Below are 14,466 nucleotides of genomic sequence, written 5' to 3' on the forward strand. Positions count from 1 at the left end.
ATATATTCATTCGAGGTAACTATCATGTGGATTTTAATCCTGGCCATGTACGCCAGCCCTTATGCATCGAGTAACTTTGCAAGTGTCCATACTCAGGAATTTAACACTGAAAATATGTGCCAAACTGTCGCTAAACAGTTTGAGCAGGAATTTGAAACTTTCAAGGATATCAACGCCAAAGCGATTTGCGTTAAGAAATAAACTAATTTCATCGAGGTTCAATTATGAAACTTAATATCATCAAATTATTAATCACGACATTATTGTTTATTAGTGCGGCATTCGCCTTCTAATTAATAGTGGGATATATTGCCCATGCTAATACAACACCACCGGCAATATCCCCCTGATCAATATCGCTTAACAAACATCCATATTCATTCATCAATTAAATATTGAGGGATAACTGTATGCAGAATTTAATCAATAGCAATATTCAAATGACTTCATTAGAAGTTGCGGAACTAGTTAATAAACGTCACGACAATGTAAAACGGACTATCGAAACGCTAATTAGCCGAGGGGTAATTACTTCCCCTCAAATTGAGGATGGGATTAAATCAGCTAATGGAGTGACACCTAAGCTATACATTTTCAAAGGCGAACAAGAAAAGCGAGACAGTATCATTGTCGTTGCTCAGTTATCTCCTGAATTTACCGCCAGATTAGTTGACAGATGGAAAGAATTAGAAGAAGCAAAACCTAATTTACCTCATCTTTCAAAAATGGAAATGATAGCTGCCATCGCAACTAATGCTGTATTGAATGAAAAGCGCCTAATGGCTGTAGAACAAAAGATAGAGCAGATGGAGCAAGGTTCTATTCCATCTGGCTACCAAGGATATAGTTATCTCAAATCAACGTATGATTTAAGTGATGGAAAATGTAGACAACTGGTTATTGGATGGGAAGTTGAAAATAAAAAAGTTCCTCATGTTATTCCTAATGGTCAAGTTTCCCAAATGTCCATCGTTCACGAAGAGTCATTTAAACATGCGATCGATGACATGATGGATGAAGCTGAACAACGCGGAAGTCAATGGTATCACCCCAAAATGGGTAGATTTTCTATTACAGGATGGAAAGATAAATAATGACTAATTTTATACCTAAACCACAAGGAATTTTAAATGATAAACAAGAATGTATTAGTTACGGTGATGCTATCAATATGCTTGATACTGGCGAGTTTGATAAAGACTTAAAGTCAGGATTTATACTCATAGGCGTTATTTCAGAAGGATGTATACTTGAACACTTTTCTCCTACTGTAGACCAGCGTGTAAGTATGTGGCGCTGGATGGTAGCTGCCTGCTTCATTAACGAACAACTAGAAAAGTACGGCACAGTTGAGGTTAAAAATGAAGATGGCGGTGTGGGTATTGCCGCTATTTATGTAAACAAAGCCTCATCAATGGCTGTTTATCCTTCTGCTGAAAGAATAGCTTTATCTAACCATGTTGAACGAATAGCTATTGAAAATTATGGCAGAGAAAAAGGTCTGAAAATGGCTATCATGATGTATCACGATTTCATCTCTATCTCATCTGAAAATGGAACGAAGCTTTCTGATATAGGTCGTGAGAGAATGAATATGCTTCAAGATGATTTTTTAAACATGCTAAAAGATAAAAATATGCCGTCAACTACAACAGTTCACTAGAAAGTTACCATCAAAAAAAAATGCCAGCTCAAAGCTGGCCAACACCAGGGAAAAATGAATTTGACCACAAAAAAAACGTGAAAAGAATAAAAATTACCATCTGCAATAAGCATAGAAGAAAAATAAAGAATTAACCTTAAATTTACAAAAATTTATATTTTTAATATCAAATAGTTATCATTAACATTACCATTCTCATTAACAACGGAGAGCCCACCATGTGGATTTTAATCTTGGCCATGTACGCCAGCCCTTATGCATCAAGTAACTTTTCAAGTGTTCATACTCAAGAATTTGACACAAACAATATGTGTCAATTCGCCGCTAAACAGTTTGAACAGAAATTTGAAACTTTCAAGGATATCAAAGCCAAAGCCATTTGCGTCAAGAAGTAAGCTAATTTTACAAAGGTTCGACTATGAAACTTAACATCATCAAATTATTAAGCACGACATTATTGTTTATCAGCGCCGCGTTCGCCTTCGAATTGATAGTTGGTCACATTGCGCACGCTGATGCCGTCATTGACCCACAAATCAGGTTTAAACGTGGTGAATTAGGCAATATTCATTTAGGCGGGCAAGAGCTATTGGTTATTGGCATTATGATAGCGCCTGCTCTTATGGTTTATTTGGGGGTATTTTTCGATACCTTGAAGAAATAGTCTAAAGCAAATAGCCATTATCCCACCTGAGTTTACCTAATCAAATTAGCAATATCAGAAATACTAGGCAAAGAGGTTATAAATGACTCAGATGAACAAAACACGAGAAAAATTTGAGCTGTTGAGCAATGCAGTACCTGAAAATAGTTTGTATTTTTGAATAGAAGTGGAATAAATATGAATACTTTATTTTTATTAATGGCAGAATATGAAAGTTCTCAAGTACCAATATCAATAGTTGCCGAAAAGTTTTTAAATCTTACCGCTGCCTATGCAGACAAAAAAGCTAGTCTAGGTGAGTTACCATTTCCCACGTATAGGAATGTTAGTCAAAAAGCCCCTAGAATGGTAGATATAAGAGATCTTGCTGAATGGATTGATAAGCAACGTGAGCTAGCCAAAAAAAGTAGATCAAATAAACAAAATTTAGCACCCCTAAAGTTTATAACCAATTGATTTTTATTAATAACTGTTCCAATCAAGCCTCGGTGCCACGCTAAAACGGTGGTGATTAAAATTGCCTGTCGATGCCGTTAATTCTGTGTTAGTTGTGTTATCGTGCATTTTTCGGTTTTTTTGGTGTATTTTTACTTTATCAGGACACCTCATTTTTAGTGTCCCCATATACTGCTACGGTAGAGTTATTAAATAATGGCTTATTATAATATAGATAAAAGAATAAAAGCAAACGGAACATTAAGATATCGTTGCATGGTATCTATAAAAGAAAAAGAATGCTATTTTTAAAAATCCGTTTGAATCAAATGTTGTATTCGTATTAGTTAAGATTTCAAACCATTTTAACCACGTTTTAGCGTCTCCATTTTTTGCTCTATATTTTAATTTTTGCATTTTGATATGAACAAACGATTTGGCATCTATAGTCAGTTCGACCAAAATTTATCCCTGGCCCTACAATACCAGGTCCATCAGGAATGCCGGTTTTGTAACCGAATGCAATAGAGGATATAAAGCAGTTTTGAAAGGTAAATTTGCCATGATCTCATCCTTACTTAGATAATGAACCTTTGCCACATAGGAAATCAGCCCATCGAAGTGACATCAGCAAAACTGATAACCTCAAAGGATCATTACCTAAATAACGGGTTCGATGTTTAAATGAATTGAGCGCATGTGGTACGCTTGATCTATCCAGAAATTCCAGATATTGAGTTATGCATTGAATGTAACTAGTTGAATTAATTACGATATCGGAATTCCGATATCGAAAACTGTCACCTTCAATGATGTGGGTGACATTAATTAATAAATTGATTTATTTACTAATTTTTATATGAATGTTTTTATTTTGATTCTGATGTTAAAGGTAATATTTCATCTCCAAAAAGCCACTTGTCAACCACGCATCCATCAGACGCTTTATAACAAAGTAAATACTGACGATCAGAGTTAACATATTCAGCACGGCCTTTGATGTGTCCTTCTTCATCACTAACCAATATTTTAACAAGCTGATTTAATTAAAATTTAAACATATTTAATATTCCTGTTTTTGTTTATAAATCTCCTCAACCCTCTCGCTCAATCCCAAATACTGCGCCTCTAAGGTTTCGATCTGACGTCTGAGACGGAGATAATTTCGCCGAGCGTCAAGCGCCAATTCGGTGGGTCTTGCATCATCCACGCTGGAGGTGGAGGCGGTAATACTGTCGGCCTTTGCACACACCGCTTTGACATACAACCGCTTAGTACCATTGTGCAGATCGTCAGTAAGCTTACTGATTTCAGCTTTGGCATGATTAAGTTCCTGTGTCCGTTTAGTGTCCAGTTGATGCAGTAATTTTACTTCTTTTAAATAGCTGTTTTTGAGTTCTGTTTGCTTATCAAGTTCATCCACCAGCTGGTTATATTGATATTTAAGTTAGGCATAGTAGTTATATAAAACCACAAGCGACGTAGAAGCCAATATGGCGATAAAAAATGGCAAAGTATTTAATTTCATATATTGCCTGCACATATGGCTGATTCAATATCCCGACGCGTCATCAGTCCCTGCCACTTTTCATTGCCGACATAAACCCATTTCATCGCTTCACATGGCCCCATCCAGATCACCGATATTAAGCTTTTTGAGTAACGTGGAACGCTGAAAATTGCCGATCCCAACGTTATAAACAAAAGAGTAAATAGCGACCTGGGTTAGGTTATTAATTTTGACCTTAATCAGTGGATCGACCTGTTTTTTAACTCTCTGTAAGTTACTATTAAGCCATTGTTCACACTCTTCTTGGCTATAGATGGTGTTGGGTTTTATATCCTTTCCCGTATGGCCATAGCATACCGAAAGCACACCACCGCCATCAAAATAAGGCGCTAATCTTAGCCCTTCAAAATGCATTATCATGGTAGAAGCGAGTAACATCACTCCGCCACCTGTCGCCACTATAATCTTTTTAGGTATCTTCACCATAATGATATTCCTTCAATTTATATTCCTTGTGCTTGTAATACCAATTAACTAAAAAAGTGTCTATCGTGCAGACAATACCGACAATAGCCACCCACTGTTCAAGAGTAAAAAAACTTAAAATAGTGATCAGGATGCTCCATAGATAGGCTATTGGGCTGGAGTATTTTTCAGGCGCGCATATCCACCCCTAAGGAGTGTGTCCATGTGTTTAGTACAATAAGTTAAAAGTTATACGCTAAGCCAATAGCTTAACAGGTGGAGTTATCTTAACGTATTAGTTTTCAAAAACAGGAATAACGATATCGAATAAAAGAAATAGAGATGAAAAACAATGATAAAAATTACAAAACTAAAAACCACACTCCAGAAGAGTAAAGTTTAGTATTATTACTTTTTTATTACTAATTTTATTAACCATTAAGTACTACAACATTTGTTGCTGTATTTCCTTTCAAGCCTTGAGAAGGCGTATAACTAACTTCCTGTCCTTCATAAAGAACTTGAACCACTATCTTTGATTTCTGAATAGTGTACAAACACTTCTTTACTACCATCCTTTGGGGTAATAAAACCAAATCCTCTATTACCATCAAACCATTTAACTAAACCGTGAATGATATTTGACATTATGAATCCTTATAATTGTTTATTTATGGTTTTAGTAAAAGTAGATTTGAATAATTATTGTAGTTAAATTAAAAGGAATCCATAGAATAGAAATGTATCGATAATATTGTTACCCTCTGAATTAATTTAAATTTTTTTAATAAGAGATAATTCCAGACCAGGACTACATTAAGGCATACTTTTTAAAATTAAACAACATTTATTTAATTAAACGTTTAGTATTGGCTATATATAAGGCTAAAATCATCACTAAAATTGATACTGAATAAACCAATACGCTTATTGGTTGTTTATGTTCGACGATAATTAATCTAATAACTGCAGTAATACCTATATAAATAAAGTATTGAAGTGGAAAATGGTAAACTGATTGAAAGTATTTGATTATTAAAGCAATAAACTCAAAATAAAGAAAATAAGTAATTATCCCTTCAAGTAGAAGATAAGGCGGCAATGATTCTGAATTTTTAAATAATAATGTAGCTAAGACGATAGTTTCTTTAACTAGAAAAATAATTAATATTATTGCAATTATTAACAAGCTAAAACTGATTATCCATTGCAATAAACGTGCTATTAATTTTGATTGAGATAAGCCAGACAAATAAACCTCCATACAAATTTAGCTATCATGCCAGCTTATTTCTCCACTAAAAACAAGTTTTGTTAAAGGAGTATATAATATTTATACACAATTATAGCGACATGAAATAATATTTTAACACTAAGCATATTAATTTATTTCCCTTTTAATATTTCCGTAATTTTAAATTCTAAACTTTACTATCATAAGAAAACTAAAGACAAACTACTTACAATATTATTAATATATATAAATTAATAAAATTATTTAGTATAAAACATGGCTTTTCACATAAAATAAGCCAATATACTAAATTCCTTTCAAATATCACCTATTTTGCTCACTTTTGCAAGCTAAATCAAATCCCTTATCTTTTTACTCTTGTTTTATATGTTTCCAAGCGAATTTCTATCTAACTCTCAAACAAGGAAGAAAACGATGAAAAAACCAGAAATTAAAAAACCCCACTCTAAACAAGTGAGGCTAAGCACTATCTATCCAGATTTTTCAATGAGATGGCTAATTTATTCCGACAGTTTTTTAATCAGCTCATCTTTGTGAATAATCACATAACCAGATCGGAGACCAATTTCAAATAGCGTATCGAGAGAAGAAACATACTCATTGTCATGTACAACTCGTGCACTATCCACTTTACCATTAGGAAGCAAGGTCAGCAGGATCTTATTAGCTGTTCCAGTTACAGAAATAGAATTATGTAACTGAGCTTCTATACGGTTGAACTCAGAAATATATGCCTCTTTGAAGGCAGCTGCTTTTTTGCCGGTGAAACCCATTACCAAGAACACAAACCCGTCTTTGGTCATGTGGTAAATTTTAGATTCACGAGCTGCTCCATTACCAATGTCTATTTTTTGAACATGGGCTGAAAAATTAGCTGATGTAAATTCAGGCGAACATTCTAGTGATTCTATTTTTTGAATAACATTTTTGTGTAATTTACCAAAGCAGTTTGCGACATCTTGAGATGTGGTGATAGCTTTGCCATTCAGAAGTGTAACTTTTGGATTTGTAGTAATGCTAATAGACAATTTTGAAATGGTCATTTTCATGTTCCTATAATTGTTGATTTACCCTAGTTGATAGGGTGGTCGGGTACTTCAACACCGTATAGGACGGCCAACAGTTTTTCCCAAAAGGTATTGTATATACTGTTCGCTACCCGACCATAACAAATTTCGGATATAAAAAATCCGCTTGATTCAGTCGCGGTATCTGCCTATGGTGTGTTGAGCACCTGATTTAAAATATAACTTATGACATCATTCTCGTCTAGCGTTATCATCACATCCTTTAATAACAAAAAACCTCAAAAATGAGGCTAAATACAATTCTGGCAAGATATCAATTTAGCCTTAAATATCCCCCATTTTGTTGACTGTTGCAAGATGTAGAAATAATTTTTTTGTTATTTTTTCATATTATTATACACATTTAGCCATCTGACATAATGCTTCTCTATCCAACATCCTACAGATTGAAATCATCTTTAACCAAAAATAGTTATAATTCTTTTTCCAGTTGTCCCTCTTAATCCCCATTAACCTAGCAAGATCAGGCTGACTATATCTCTGATTAGCTGAATCGACAAAACTTTCTGCGCATTGTTGAGCACATAGCTAGACCAATATTTTTAATCTTTCTTTGACCTTTTTAGTTATTTTTATATCTGCAGTCTGATAAATAAATTTTCTCCACAGATAAGAGCATATATTCACTTGATGTTGAAAATTCATTTCATGGCAATAGCAATACAGTACCCAAGAGCGTTGATGATCTGCTAATCGTCTGATTGCTCTTCTCCGATCACAAAAAAAGATACGCCAAAGGGTGAATCAGTGGTGTCTCTCTACCTGAACGATCCTCTAATTTAACGTCACGGTTTTTTAATCTTGAATGCCATTTCGTTTCCGTCGCACTAGTATGCATGAATGCTTCTAATTGTCCTTTTGTGGCAGGAAAATAATAAAAAGCTTCCTTAACCATGTTCCTTAAATAACTTAAATCATACTCTCTCATAAACTGTTCCTTAACTCAATGCTCCAAGCCCCAATGACTCATCAAGAAAACCAAATAGCAGCGCTAACTGGACTACCATGTTTTACTTCCCATGTCTTAGTATCGTGATGCAATTCACTGTGATGTCCCCTACATAGTGGAATACTAAATAAATCATGGGCTTTGACGCCTATACCACCATAGCCATAACCGATAATATGATGGGCATCATCCGCTGGTTTCTGGCAAACACAATATGGACGCGACTTAACCCACTGCAGATATTTTTGATTTTCCCAGCGTTTCAATTTCTGAATTTTCATTAAGCTCGCTGGTGGGTTAGTATCAATGAGTAGATTTAGTACCTGTTTATCTATTTCACCTATCTTTGCATCACTTAATTCGGATGGCGCCGGCATAAGTAACATCCGACCACTGAAATATGGCAACAGGTTGTTACCCGGTTTAAACATCACAATACCAAGCGCCTGAACTGGGATTGTGGTAAGTAAAAATCCGGTGCTCATGCTACAATACCCTCCCATTTTTGGACTAACCTCATTCGTCATCAAATATTCCCCTTGCCTGTTCGGTCTTTATCACCAACTTCAACAGCTGATATTTCTGTTCAAAACCGGAAAATGTTAACTCTCTATCTTGCCAAAATCCTCTCAGCTCACGGATCAACAAATAGCGACACAATCGACGAATCACACATAGCAACGGCAACACTTCCAGCCCATAAATTCGTTTTACAGCTAAGCACATGTTTCCTCCTTCGCGACCTGCTCCGCCGCTTTTGCCCAAATTCCTCGCCATACGGCCTGTGCGGAAAATTCAGTCATTCGCTTGATCCCTGATTTGCCAGCTAATTGGGCTGCAATTTCTTCAAGTCGATTTTTAGGCTTTGAACTACTACAGATCAATCGTCGAAACGCTTCATCACAGGCAACGGTATCGACACTCACCGCTACCTCACCGGGTTTTAGCCAGCGGCCATCAACACAGACGGGTCGTCCGGCTTCTTGCCATTTTTTGGCCTTGTCAAAATACTCAATGCAATTCTCAGGGCTAAACAACGTTTTTGGCCGTAAGTAATCTCGCATCCGTGGGTCTTTCGACCATTTAGCTACCAAGTAATCAGTGACTAAAATCAGATCATCAGCGATATAATCCTCCGCCAAACGCCCGCGGATATAACCCATGGCAGTTTTCCCTTCACGGTAGCTTGAGTAGGTCACTCGATTGAAATGATTTAAAACCTGCAAGGCTGGATTTGTGTCGTCGGGTTCGTCATGAACCTGACAAGAGATATCTGTTGTACTCTCTGTAAGAGAACGGGTCATTTTCACTCTGTCGATCAGGACAATTTGACCCTGTCGATGAGGTCATTTTGGCCTGTTCGATCGGGTCATTTTGACCTATTCGAATTTTACTCGGCTTCCGCGGTTTTTTAGGCTGTTTTTCATCTAGTTCAAAATGGAGTACTTCGTGGTCATAATTGATGGCGTAATAATTTGTTCTATCGTGATTACGCTTATTAAGCTTCTCAATGTACAAGACGCCGATTTTTTTAATGACGTGAACGCTCTCTTTAACGTTTTCTCTGAAAAATACGGGAATTGTTCTAACCATTTTTCGAAAGTATTATAAATCCAGCGACGACCATCATGCTTAATGCCTGAGTCCGTTTCTGTCAGCCAATACTGAACTTGTTGAAACACTAGTGACTCATTCAGGCCAATACGCGCGGCAAGTTCAGGGATCACAATCTGAGGCCGAGTTTTTAACAGCAATAAACTCATTTATCACCTCGCTTTTGACTGTTTATTGTTAGCAATGATGACATTATTGACATCATAACAATAGTGATGATTATAATTGTCATCAATATAGAGATCTGGTATATGCCGTCTGAGGATGAATACACTTATTGTTAAAGTGATGTCTGAACAATCGGCCTGGGGGGAAAATGACGGCTGACTTCAAAAAAACGCTGTCGGGAAAACAGATAGCCGAACCTTTCGTACATATTTTTCCAAGCATTGAACAGCTCACAAAAGTGATGTTGCAACCAAATCGGTTGAATATCATCAATGCTATGGCGGGAGCGGAACCAATATCGATAAGAGAGCTGGCTCGCCGCTTAAATCGTGACTTTAGAGCTGTCCACCGTGATGTACAAATGATGCTTGAATCAGATATTATTGCACGTGATGGCGATAAAATTGTGTTCCCTTTTAAAGCTATACATTTTGATTTTACTATCGAAAACAAAGCCGCCTGAGCAACTATATCACTACTCCACTTTGTGTCAGTTCTATCAGCCCGAATTAATGGGCTGATAGCATAAGTCGGTTTATTCGCTATCAAATCATACGCCATAACTGCACAGTTAAATAACCTTGCCATCATGACGTCACCTCAATACGTTTATAATCCTGATGGAATTTTCTTATCGGTGAAAAACATTGCGAACCATCATCGCGGGTGAATAGTATCCAACCTTTTGTCGAGTCATAGCCAGTAAACTTCACAACACGGCCGTTTTTATCGCGAAAATATTGGCCAAAAAGCTTCTGTTTTTGATACAAATGATTGACATGATCAATCGCCCACTTTGCAAATCGTTGACTAACTGGTATCCAACGATCCACCAGCCTGACTTCATAGCAATAAAACCAGTTTTTAGCTGCAATTGGCCAACAACGTAGTTGCGAAATACCGTGATTTTTAGTTAAACTAGTCATGCGTTAAATACTCCACACTAGTGTTTTTGACGCACGAAGCCTCAGAGTGCAATTCTGAGGCTTCACCCTTTTTAGATTTGGAAAACAGCATGATAATTGCCCTGATTTCTGCATCACGAGCAGCAAGGTGCTTACGGTGATACTTCAATATCTCCTGCGCTTCATAATCGGTAATAACCCCATTCTGTAATGAGTTATTGATAATTTGCTCGACATAACCGCCATGCGCCGCTGTGCGAATACTTTTAGTAAATAACTCAACCTGATCTAATTCATCTAGTTTTGGCGTTTCCATCAGCAGGCAATCTCTGCGTAACGCGTAATATTCGGCTAGATAATTTGTTCCGGACAAATCCTCAATCGCTTCCAGTTCATCAACTTCAAAAAATCGACAGCCGTTTTTCTCGTATAAATTGTTATTGAACGTCTCAGGCGACCATACCCAATGCGCCCGCCATCGCCGACCTGCCGCCTGGCATTGATTTACACATCTTTTTCACTACTTCTTTTAATGATGCTTTACTCATGACTACCTGCCCGAACTTTAATTAGTAGTTAATTAACTCGCTGTTTTCGTGTATTTTTGTCTCAAGGTTTTTAGATGGATTTAGTCAATACTCCTGGTGGTTTATAGGAGGTTGAATTGTGAAAAAGCGATAGTTAAATTTATTTTGGTGGAAATAAATCATCTAAAGTACAATTGGCGCCGAAATGCTTTAGTGGTTTCACTATGTTCCGGCAGTCATCAAGTTTTGGTTTTCTTTTGTTTAATTCATAGTTAGCTATTCTTGTTTGCTTCCAACCAATAGATGCTGCTAAGACAGATTGAGAAATTCCTAACTTTTTTCTCTCGTTTGCAATATTGTTCATTATCTCCTCCTTATACTATTAAACACAAAATGTGTTAAAAATTGTATTATGAATAACGTACATGTAAGAATTGGAAACTATGAGCTAGGCGATAGAAAAATCAGTGTTGATGACGCAATTAGAATAGGGCCTGCATTAGGAATTTCAGCTGCAGATTTGCTTTTTGGCAATGATGATCCATTAGATAAACGCACAAACAAAGAAAATTTCTTATCTAAAATAGAAGAAAATCTATTAGAAATGTTCAATGAATTGCCACAAAAAGAAAAAGACAATTTTATAAAGGCAATTAATACGCGTAAAAACGAACTCGATCAGCTTTATGAAGAAATGAAAGCTGTTAAAGAAAAACATCTAAAAGAGCATCGTGATGTGAGTGGGGTAAGGTGAGCTAAAACAATATGCTTTAGGTAAAATAATATAATTATAACATTTTATATAGATTATAAGCTGTTTACCCTGATTTATAATAATTTTAAATAGTACTGGTTATGGCTAAAATGTCTTAATTATACTAACTAAGATAAAAACTCTATCTAGTACAAAAAAGGTTCAATGAATAAATTATGAATGGTAATAACCATCTTGAAGTAATTGAATTAATAAAAATTATGAATACAGGAATGACAGAACCAATTCTATGCAAATGTAACGATGGAAATCTATATGTAGTTAAAAGTACTGCTTCTGTACCAAGAGTTCAATTAATCCATGAGTTGGTAGCAGCAAAACTAGCTAAAAGTATAGGTCTTCCCATTCCAGACTTTGCTATAGCTTACGTGTCAAAAGATATAATTGATTTTCTACCTCCCAACTTTAAAGGAAAATTAGCAACGGGTATGCCTTTGCTTCCTTTTACATTGAAGAGACATCTCCTATCAAATTCAATGAAGCTCATAGTGTCATAGATCGACAAAAACAAAAATATATATATTTCTTTGATAGAATAATTAATAACTCTGACAGATGCTTATCATTGCGAGGCGACAATGTAAATATTATTTATAACCACCAAAAACAAAGCTATTATATTATAGACTACAACCTTGCATTTGATCCCAGTTGTGATGCTAATGCGTTCAGTGAACACGTGTTTTCACCCAAAAATAGAGATTGGGTATATGATATGTGTGATGAACTAACAAATACCCAGATAGCCGATACGTTAAATAGTCAATGTGCTACTGCTATTGCGGAATTACCTGAAGATTGGATTAATGATCAAGCACATGTCATTGAAAACATTATAGCATTACTATGTAAAGGTAGTGAGAAAGATTTTCGGAGAGAGATATTATGACTACGCCAATGCTATATAGCATTATAAGGTTTGCTCCTTACGTGGAAACTGAAGAGGTTGCCAACGTTGGTGTAGTTATTTGTACACCGAAAGAAGGTCAATTAATCTTCAAATTAACTCAAAAAAATGATGCAAAAATCAAGAGTTTTTTCAAAGATTTAACTCTTTTCAACGCAATCAAACCTACGATTGAGAAGGAATTGAAAATTGCATCAAAAATAGCAAATAATTTAATCTACCCAGAAAAAGTTCGTGATTTTTTCTTCACTTTTACTGAGCCTAGAGAATCATTACTTTTTTATAGCTCTGCAAGGTTATTAATGGCGCTCGATAGTCACGTTGAACTAGATAGATTATATAACCAGTTTGTAAGACAGCCAGTTTACTCAGAAAAAAGAAAAGAGGATACTTTAGTAATTGAGTTAAGAAAACGTTTTCAATCATATAGTGAACTAAAAAATATCTTTAAGAATGAAGAAATTGGTGGTGAATTAACTAAATTCAGAATGCCTTTTGTAGCAAAGGCAGATGAAAAAATATTATGTGCCGTAAAACCACTTGCCTTTACTCAAAATGAACCAAGTAAAATGTTAGAACATTGTGATAGTTGGGTATCTCGCATAAAAAGAGCAGTTCGTGAAAATGTATTAAGTAATAAAAATGTATTATTCCCAATTTATCATTCAAATAATTTAAAAAAAGCAGAACAAAAAGCTATTGATGAAATAAAATATACATTAGATAAAAATAAGATATTTCATTTAAACTCAGATGATGAACATTCCATTATTGATTTTGCAAAAAAATCATTAACAATATCGTAGCAAAACCCTCCTCGGCGAGGGTTTTTTATTACCCTCTTCTCCATTCTTTCCATTCCCCTAAAAAATTTAAAATAAATAATTCTTTTTAAATCATAATGTTGAGTTTAATTAAAGACCACAATACGTGTTTGACAACTAAAAACACATTATGTAATTAATAATTATAGAACTACAACAAAGTTAGTTTCAATATGTGTGATACGACTAGCGTCGTGGCAGTCAAACATCTCTTATGTGTTGTTGGGAATCGCCCGTAATGACTGTAAATCGAACACCGATTAGCGATCGGCACACATCACTAAACCTGATTTAACTAGTGATTAAAAATAGTGGAAAGGCGGATTTATGAATAAACAAAAAATACTGACATCGCTTCATATGGATACCAGTATTGTCGAAGAAAAACTCAAAAAATTATTTGATGCCCTTCCCAAAATATCCCCGACGATATCTGCTGCATGATCAGAGGTTTAGTTGACAATATCTTCCTCAAAAATAGTCCGGCTACAGTGAATGCAAGTGATGCCCTCAATGTCATCTTCACTCCAGATTTCGACGAAGGGTTTTACAATCAGGTCATGGCCGCAGCCAGGGCACTTAAATCTGATATTACACATTCTTAAATATCCTTCTTCTTTGTTGTTTGGGACTCCAAGGATACCACCGAGCCTGAAGTGGCAAAAAGACGGGCATCAAATAATTTTGATGTCGTTATGTAATATGCTCTTTAACAAT

21 protein-coding genes and 5 pseudogenes are annotated in these 14,466 nt (G+C 35.6%); 10 read left to right on the forward strand and 16 right to left on the reverse strand.

What is annotated here, in order from left to right:
* Window positions 1-24: 24 nt before the first annotated feature.
* The 6 genes from AC01GB_RS04880 to AC01GB_RS04905 all read left to right on the forward strand — a co-directional run bounded on the left by AC01GB_RS04880 (window position 25) and on the right by AC01GB_RS04905 (window position 2,783).
* Window positions 25-201 (forward strand): hypothetical protein, encoded by a 177-nt coding sequence (locus AC01GB_RS04880; protein ID WP_474450822.1) that lies wholly within the window; start codon window positions 25-27, stop codon window positions 199-201.
* Window positions 202-410: 209 nt separating this feature from the next.
* Window positions 411-1,094, forward strand: a complete 684-nt coding sequence (locus AC01GB_RS04885) for a Rha family transcriptional regulator (RefSeq protein ID WP_474450823.1) — start codon at window positions 411-413, stop codon at window positions 1,092-1,094.
* Window positions 1,094-1,663 (forward strand): hypothetical protein, encoded by a 570-nt coding sequence (locus AC01GB_RS04890; RefSeq protein ID WP_474450825.1) that lies wholly within the window; start codon window positions 1,094-1,096, stop codon window positions 1,661-1,663. The genes AC01GB_RS04885 and AC01GB_RS04890 overlap by 1 nt, the downstream gene beginning before the upstream one ends.
* 218 nt (window positions 1,664-1,881) lie before the next feature.
* Window positions 1,882-2,058, forward strand: coding sequence for a hypothetical protein (locus AC01GB_RS04895; RefSeq protein ID WP_474450826.1), 177 nt, complete (start codon window positions 1,882-1,884; stop codon window positions 2,056-2,058).
* Window positions 2,059-2,081: 23 nt separating this feature from the next.
* Window positions 2,082-2,327 carry a hypothetical protein gene (locus tag AC01GB_RS04900; RefSeq protein WP_474450828.1) on the forward strand — a complete coding sequence of 82 codons (246 nt, stop codon included), beginning with the start codon at window positions 2,082-2,084 and terminating at the stop codon, window positions 2,325-2,327.
* A 177-nt stretch (window positions 2,328-2,504) separates the two neighbouring features.
* Window positions 2,505-2,783 carry a pyocin activator PrtN family protein gene (locus AC01GB_RS04905; protein ID WP_474450829.1) on the forward strand — a complete coding sequence of 93 codons (279 nt, stop codon included), beginning with the start codon at window positions 2,505-2,507 and terminating at the stop codon, window positions 2,781-2,783.
* Between the two features lie 1,042 nt (window positions 2,784-3,825).
* Here AC01GB_RS04905 and AC01GB_RS04910 read toward each other — a convergent pair.
* The 12 genes and pseudogenes from AC01GB_RS04910 to AC01GB_RS04965 form a co-directional block, all read right to left on the reverse strand.
* On the reverse strand, window positions 3,826-4,185 hold the full coding sequence (locus tag AC01GB_RS04910) for a lysis system i-spanin subunit Rz (RefSeq protein WP_474450830.1): 360 nt from the start codon (window positions 4,183-4,185) through the stop codon (window positions 3,826-3,828).
* Window positions 4,186-4,380: 195 nt separating this feature from the next.
* Entirely contained in the window at window positions 4,381-4,758 is a 378-nt protein-coding gene (locus tag AC01GB_RS04915) for a lysozyme (RefSeq protein WP_474450831.1), read from the reverse strand.
* On the reverse strand, window positions 4,742-4,939 hold the full coding sequence (locus AC01GB_RS04920) for a phage holin family protein (protein WP_474452325.1): 198 nt from the start codon (window positions 4,937-4,939) through the stop codon (window positions 4,742-4,744). Before AC01GB_RS04920 ends, AC01GB_RS04915 begins: the two co-directional genes overlap by 17 nt.
* A 229-nt stretch (window positions 4,940-5,168) precedes the next feature.
* Window positions 5,169-5,385: pseudogene (locus AC01GB_RS04925) on the reverse strand (cold-shock protein).
* 199 nt (window positions 5,386-5,584) lie between these two features.
* Complete coding sequence (gene psiE, locus AC01GB_RS04930; protein WP_474450832.1) at window positions 5,585-5,989, reverse strand: phosphate-starvation-inducible protein PsiE; 405 nt, start codon at window positions 5,987-5,989, stop codon at window positions 5,585-5,587.
* A 697-nt stretch (window positions 5,990-6,686) separates the two neighbouring features.
* Window positions 6,687-7,035 (reverse strand): annotated as a pseudogene (locus tag AC01GB_RS04935) (Rha family transcriptional regulator); the annotation flags it as partial.
* A 378-nt stretch (window positions 7,036-7,413) separates the two neighbouring features.
* Window positions 7,414-7,809 (reverse strand): annotated as a pseudogene (locus AC01GB_RS04940) (bacteriophage antitermination protein Q).
* Window positions 7,796-8,008, reverse strand: coding sequence for a hypothetical protein (locus AC01GB_RS04945; RefSeq protein WP_474450833.1), 213 nt, complete (start codon window positions 8,006-8,008; stop codon window positions 7,796-7,798). Before AC01GB_RS04945 ends, AC01GB_RS04940 begins: the two are co-directional and overlap by 14 nt.
* Window positions 8,009-8,049: 41 nt before the next feature.
* Window positions 8,050-8,556 (reverse strand): DUF968 domain-containing protein, encoded by a 507-nt coding sequence (locus tag AC01GB_RS04950; RefSeq protein WP_474450834.1) that lies wholly within the window; start codon window positions 8,554-8,556, stop codon window positions 8,050-8,052.
* A complete protein-coding gene (locus tag AC01GB_RS04955; protein ID WP_474450835.1) occupies window positions 8,546-8,755 on the reverse strand; it encodes a hypothetical protein in 210 nt (69 codons plus the stop codon). The genes AC01GB_RS04950 and AC01GB_RS04955 overlap by 11 nt, the downstream gene beginning before the upstream one ends.
* Entirely contained in the window at window positions 8,746-9,333 is a 588-nt protein-coding gene (locus tag AC01GB_RS04960; RefSeq protein WP_474450836.1) for a conserved phage C-terminal domain-containing protein, read from the reverse strand. Before AC01GB_RS04960 ends, AC01GB_RS04955 begins: the two co-directional genes overlap by 10 nt.
* 123 nt (window positions 9,334-9,456) lie before the next feature.
* The gene (locus AC01GB_RS04965; protein ID WP_474450837.1) at window positions 9,457-9,792 is read right to left on the reverse strand and encodes a hypothetical protein; all 336 of its coding nucleotides are present in this window, start codon (window positions 9,790-9,792) and stop codon (window positions 9,457-9,459) included.
* 167 nt (window positions 9,793-9,959) lie between these two features.
* On the opposite strand from AC01GB_RS04965, the gene AC01GB_RS04970 reads away from it, so the two are divergent.
* On the forward strand, window positions 9,960-10,274 hold the full coding sequence (locus AC01GB_RS04970; protein ID WP_474450838.1) for an HVO_A0114 family putative DNA-binding protein: 315 nt from the start codon (window positions 9,960-9,962) through the stop codon (window positions 10,272-10,274).
* A 124-nt stretch (window positions 10,275-10,398) separates the two neighbouring features.
* On the opposite strand, the gene AC01GB_RS04975 is transcribed toward AC01GB_RS04970, so the two are convergent.
* The 3 genes and pseudogenes from AC01GB_RS04975 to AC01GB_RS04985 all read right to left on the reverse strand — a co-directional run bounded on the left by AC01GB_RS04975 (window position 10,399) and on the right by AC01GB_RS04985 (window position 11,607).
* Entirely contained in the window at window positions 10,399-10,737 is a 339-nt protein-coding gene (locus AC01GB_RS04975) for a DUF4222 domain-containing protein (protein WP_474450839.1), read from the reverse strand.
* Window positions 10,730-11,264 (reverse strand): annotated as a pseudogene (locus AC01GB_RS04980) (YmfL family putative regulatory protein). The gene AC01GB_RS04975 and the pseudogene AC01GB_RS04980 overlap by 8 nt, the downstream one beginning before the upstream one ends.
* 139 nt (window positions 11,265-11,403) lie before the next feature.
* Entirely contained in the window at window positions 11,404-11,607 is a 204-nt protein-coding gene (locus AC01GB_RS04985) for a helix-turn-helix transcriptional regulator (RefSeq protein ID WP_474450840.1), read from the reverse strand.
* Window positions 11,608-11,655: 48 nt separating this feature from the next.
* Here AC01GB_RS04985 and AC01GB_RS04990 point away from each other — a divergent pair, with 48 nt between their 5' ends.
* The 3 genes and pseudogenes from AC01GB_RS04990 (at window position 11,656) to AC01GB_RS05000 (ending at window position 13,731) form a co-directional block, all read left to right on the forward strand.
* Window positions 11,656-11,997, forward strand: coding sequence for a hypothetical protein (locus AC01GB_RS04990; RefSeq protein WP_474450841.1), 342 nt, complete (start codon window positions 11,656-11,658; stop codon window positions 11,995-11,997).
* A gap of 233 nt (window positions 11,998-12,230) precedes the next feature.
* Window positions 12,231-12,907: pseudogene (locus AC01GB_RS04995) on the forward strand (HipA family kinase).
* The gene (locus tag AC01GB_RS05000) at window positions 12,904-13,731 is read left to right on the forward strand and encodes a DUF3037 domain-containing protein (protein WP_474450843.1); all 828 of its coding nucleotides are present in this window, start codon (window positions 12,904-12,906) and stop codon (window positions 13,729-13,731) included. Before AC01GB_RS04995 ends, AC01GB_RS05000 begins: the two are co-directional and overlap by 4 nt.
* Before the next feature lie 470 nt (window positions 13,732-14,201).
* Here AC01GB_RS05000 and AC01GB_RS05005 read toward each other — a convergent pair whose 3' ends face one another.
* A complete protein-coding gene (locus tag AC01GB_RS05005) occupies window positions 14,202-14,348 on the reverse strand; it encodes an ECs_2282 family putative zinc-binding protein (RefSeq protein WP_474450845.1) in 147 nt (48 codons plus the stop codon).
* Window positions 14,349-14,466: the final 118 nt, after the last annotated feature.

This window comes from Candidatus Arsenophonus phytopathogenicus, from assembly GCF_056113345.1.

What these genes read in the sequence shown, in the direction of transcription:
- AC01GB_RS04880 (WP_474450822.1), top strand. Translation starts at nt 25, where the DNA reads ATGTGGATTTTAATCCTGGCCATGTACGCCAGCCCTTATGCATCGAGT.
- AC01GB_RS04885 (WP_474450823.1), top strand. Translation starts at nt 411, where the DNA reads ATGCAGAATTTAATCAATAGCAATATTCAAATGACTTCATTAGAAGTT.
- AC01GB_RS04890 (WP_474450825.1), top strand. Translation starts at nt 1,094, where the DNA reads ATGACTAATTTTATACCTAAACCACAAGGAATTTTAAATGATAAACAA.
- AC01GB_RS04895 (WP_474450826.1), top strand. Translation starts at nt 1,882, where the DNA reads ATGTGGATTTTAATCTTGGCCATGTACGCCAGCCCTTATGCATCAAGT.
- AC01GB_RS04900 (WP_474450828.1), top strand. Translation starts at nt 2,082, where the DNA reads ATGAAACTTAACATCATCAAATTATTAAGCACGACATTATTGTTTATC.
- AC01GB_RS04905 (WP_474450829.1), top strand. Translation starts at nt 2,505, where the DNA reads ATGAATACTTTATTTTTATTAATGGCAGAATATGAAAGTTCTCAAGTA.
- AC01GB_RS04915 (WP_474450831.1), bottom strand. Translation starts at nt 4,758, where the DNA reads ATGGTGAAGATACCTAAAAAGATTATAGTGGCGACAGGTGGCGGAGTG.
- AC01GB_RS04945 (WP_474450833.1), bottom strand. Translation starts at nt 8,008, where the DNA reads ATGAGAGAGTATGATTTAAGTTATTTAAGGAACATGGTTAAGGAAGCT.
- AC01GB_RS04950 (WP_474450834.1), bottom strand. Translation starts at nt 8,556, where the DNA reads ATGACGAATGAGGTTAGTCCAAAAATGGGAGGGTATTGTAGCATGAGC.
- AC01GB_RS04955 (WP_474450835.1), bottom strand. Translation starts at nt 8,755, where the DNA reads ATGTGCTTAGCTGTAAAACGAATTTATGGGCTGGAAGTGTTGCCGTTG.
- AC01GB_RS04960 (WP_474450836.1), bottom strand. Translation starts at nt 9,333, where the DNA reads ATGACCCGTTCTCTTACAGAGAGTACAACAGATATCTCTTGTCAGGTT.
- AC01GB_RS04965 (WP_474450837.1), bottom strand. Translation starts at nt 9,792, where the DNA reads ATGAGTTTATTGCTGTTAAAAACTCGGCCTCAGATTGTGATCCCTGAA.
- AC01GB_RS04970 (WP_474450838.1), top strand. Translation starts at nt 9,960, where the DNA reads ATGACGGCTGACTTCAAAAAAACGCTGTCGGGAAAACAGATAGCCGAA.
- AC01GB_RS04975 (WP_474450839.1), bottom strand. Translation starts at nt 10,737, where the DNA reads ATGACTAGTTTAACTAAAAATCACGGTATTTCGCAACTACGTTGTTGG.
- AC01GB_RS04985 (WP_474450840.1), bottom strand. Translation starts at nt 11,607, where the DNA reads ATGAACAATATTGCAAACGAGAGAAAAAAGTTAGGAATTTCTCAATCT.
- AC01GB_RS04990 (WP_474450841.1), top strand. Translation starts at nt 11,656, where the DNA reads ATGAATAACGTACATGTAAGAATTGGAAACTATGAGCTAGGCGATAGA.
- AC01GB_RS05000 (WP_474450843.1), top strand. Translation starts at nt 12,904, where the DNA reads ATGACTACGCCAATGCTATATAGCATTATAAGGTTTGCTCCTTACGTG.
- AC01GB_RS05005 (WP_474450845.1), bottom strand. Translation starts at nt 14,348, where the DNA reads ATGTGTAATATCAGATTTAAGTGCCCTGGCTGCGGCCATGACCTGATT.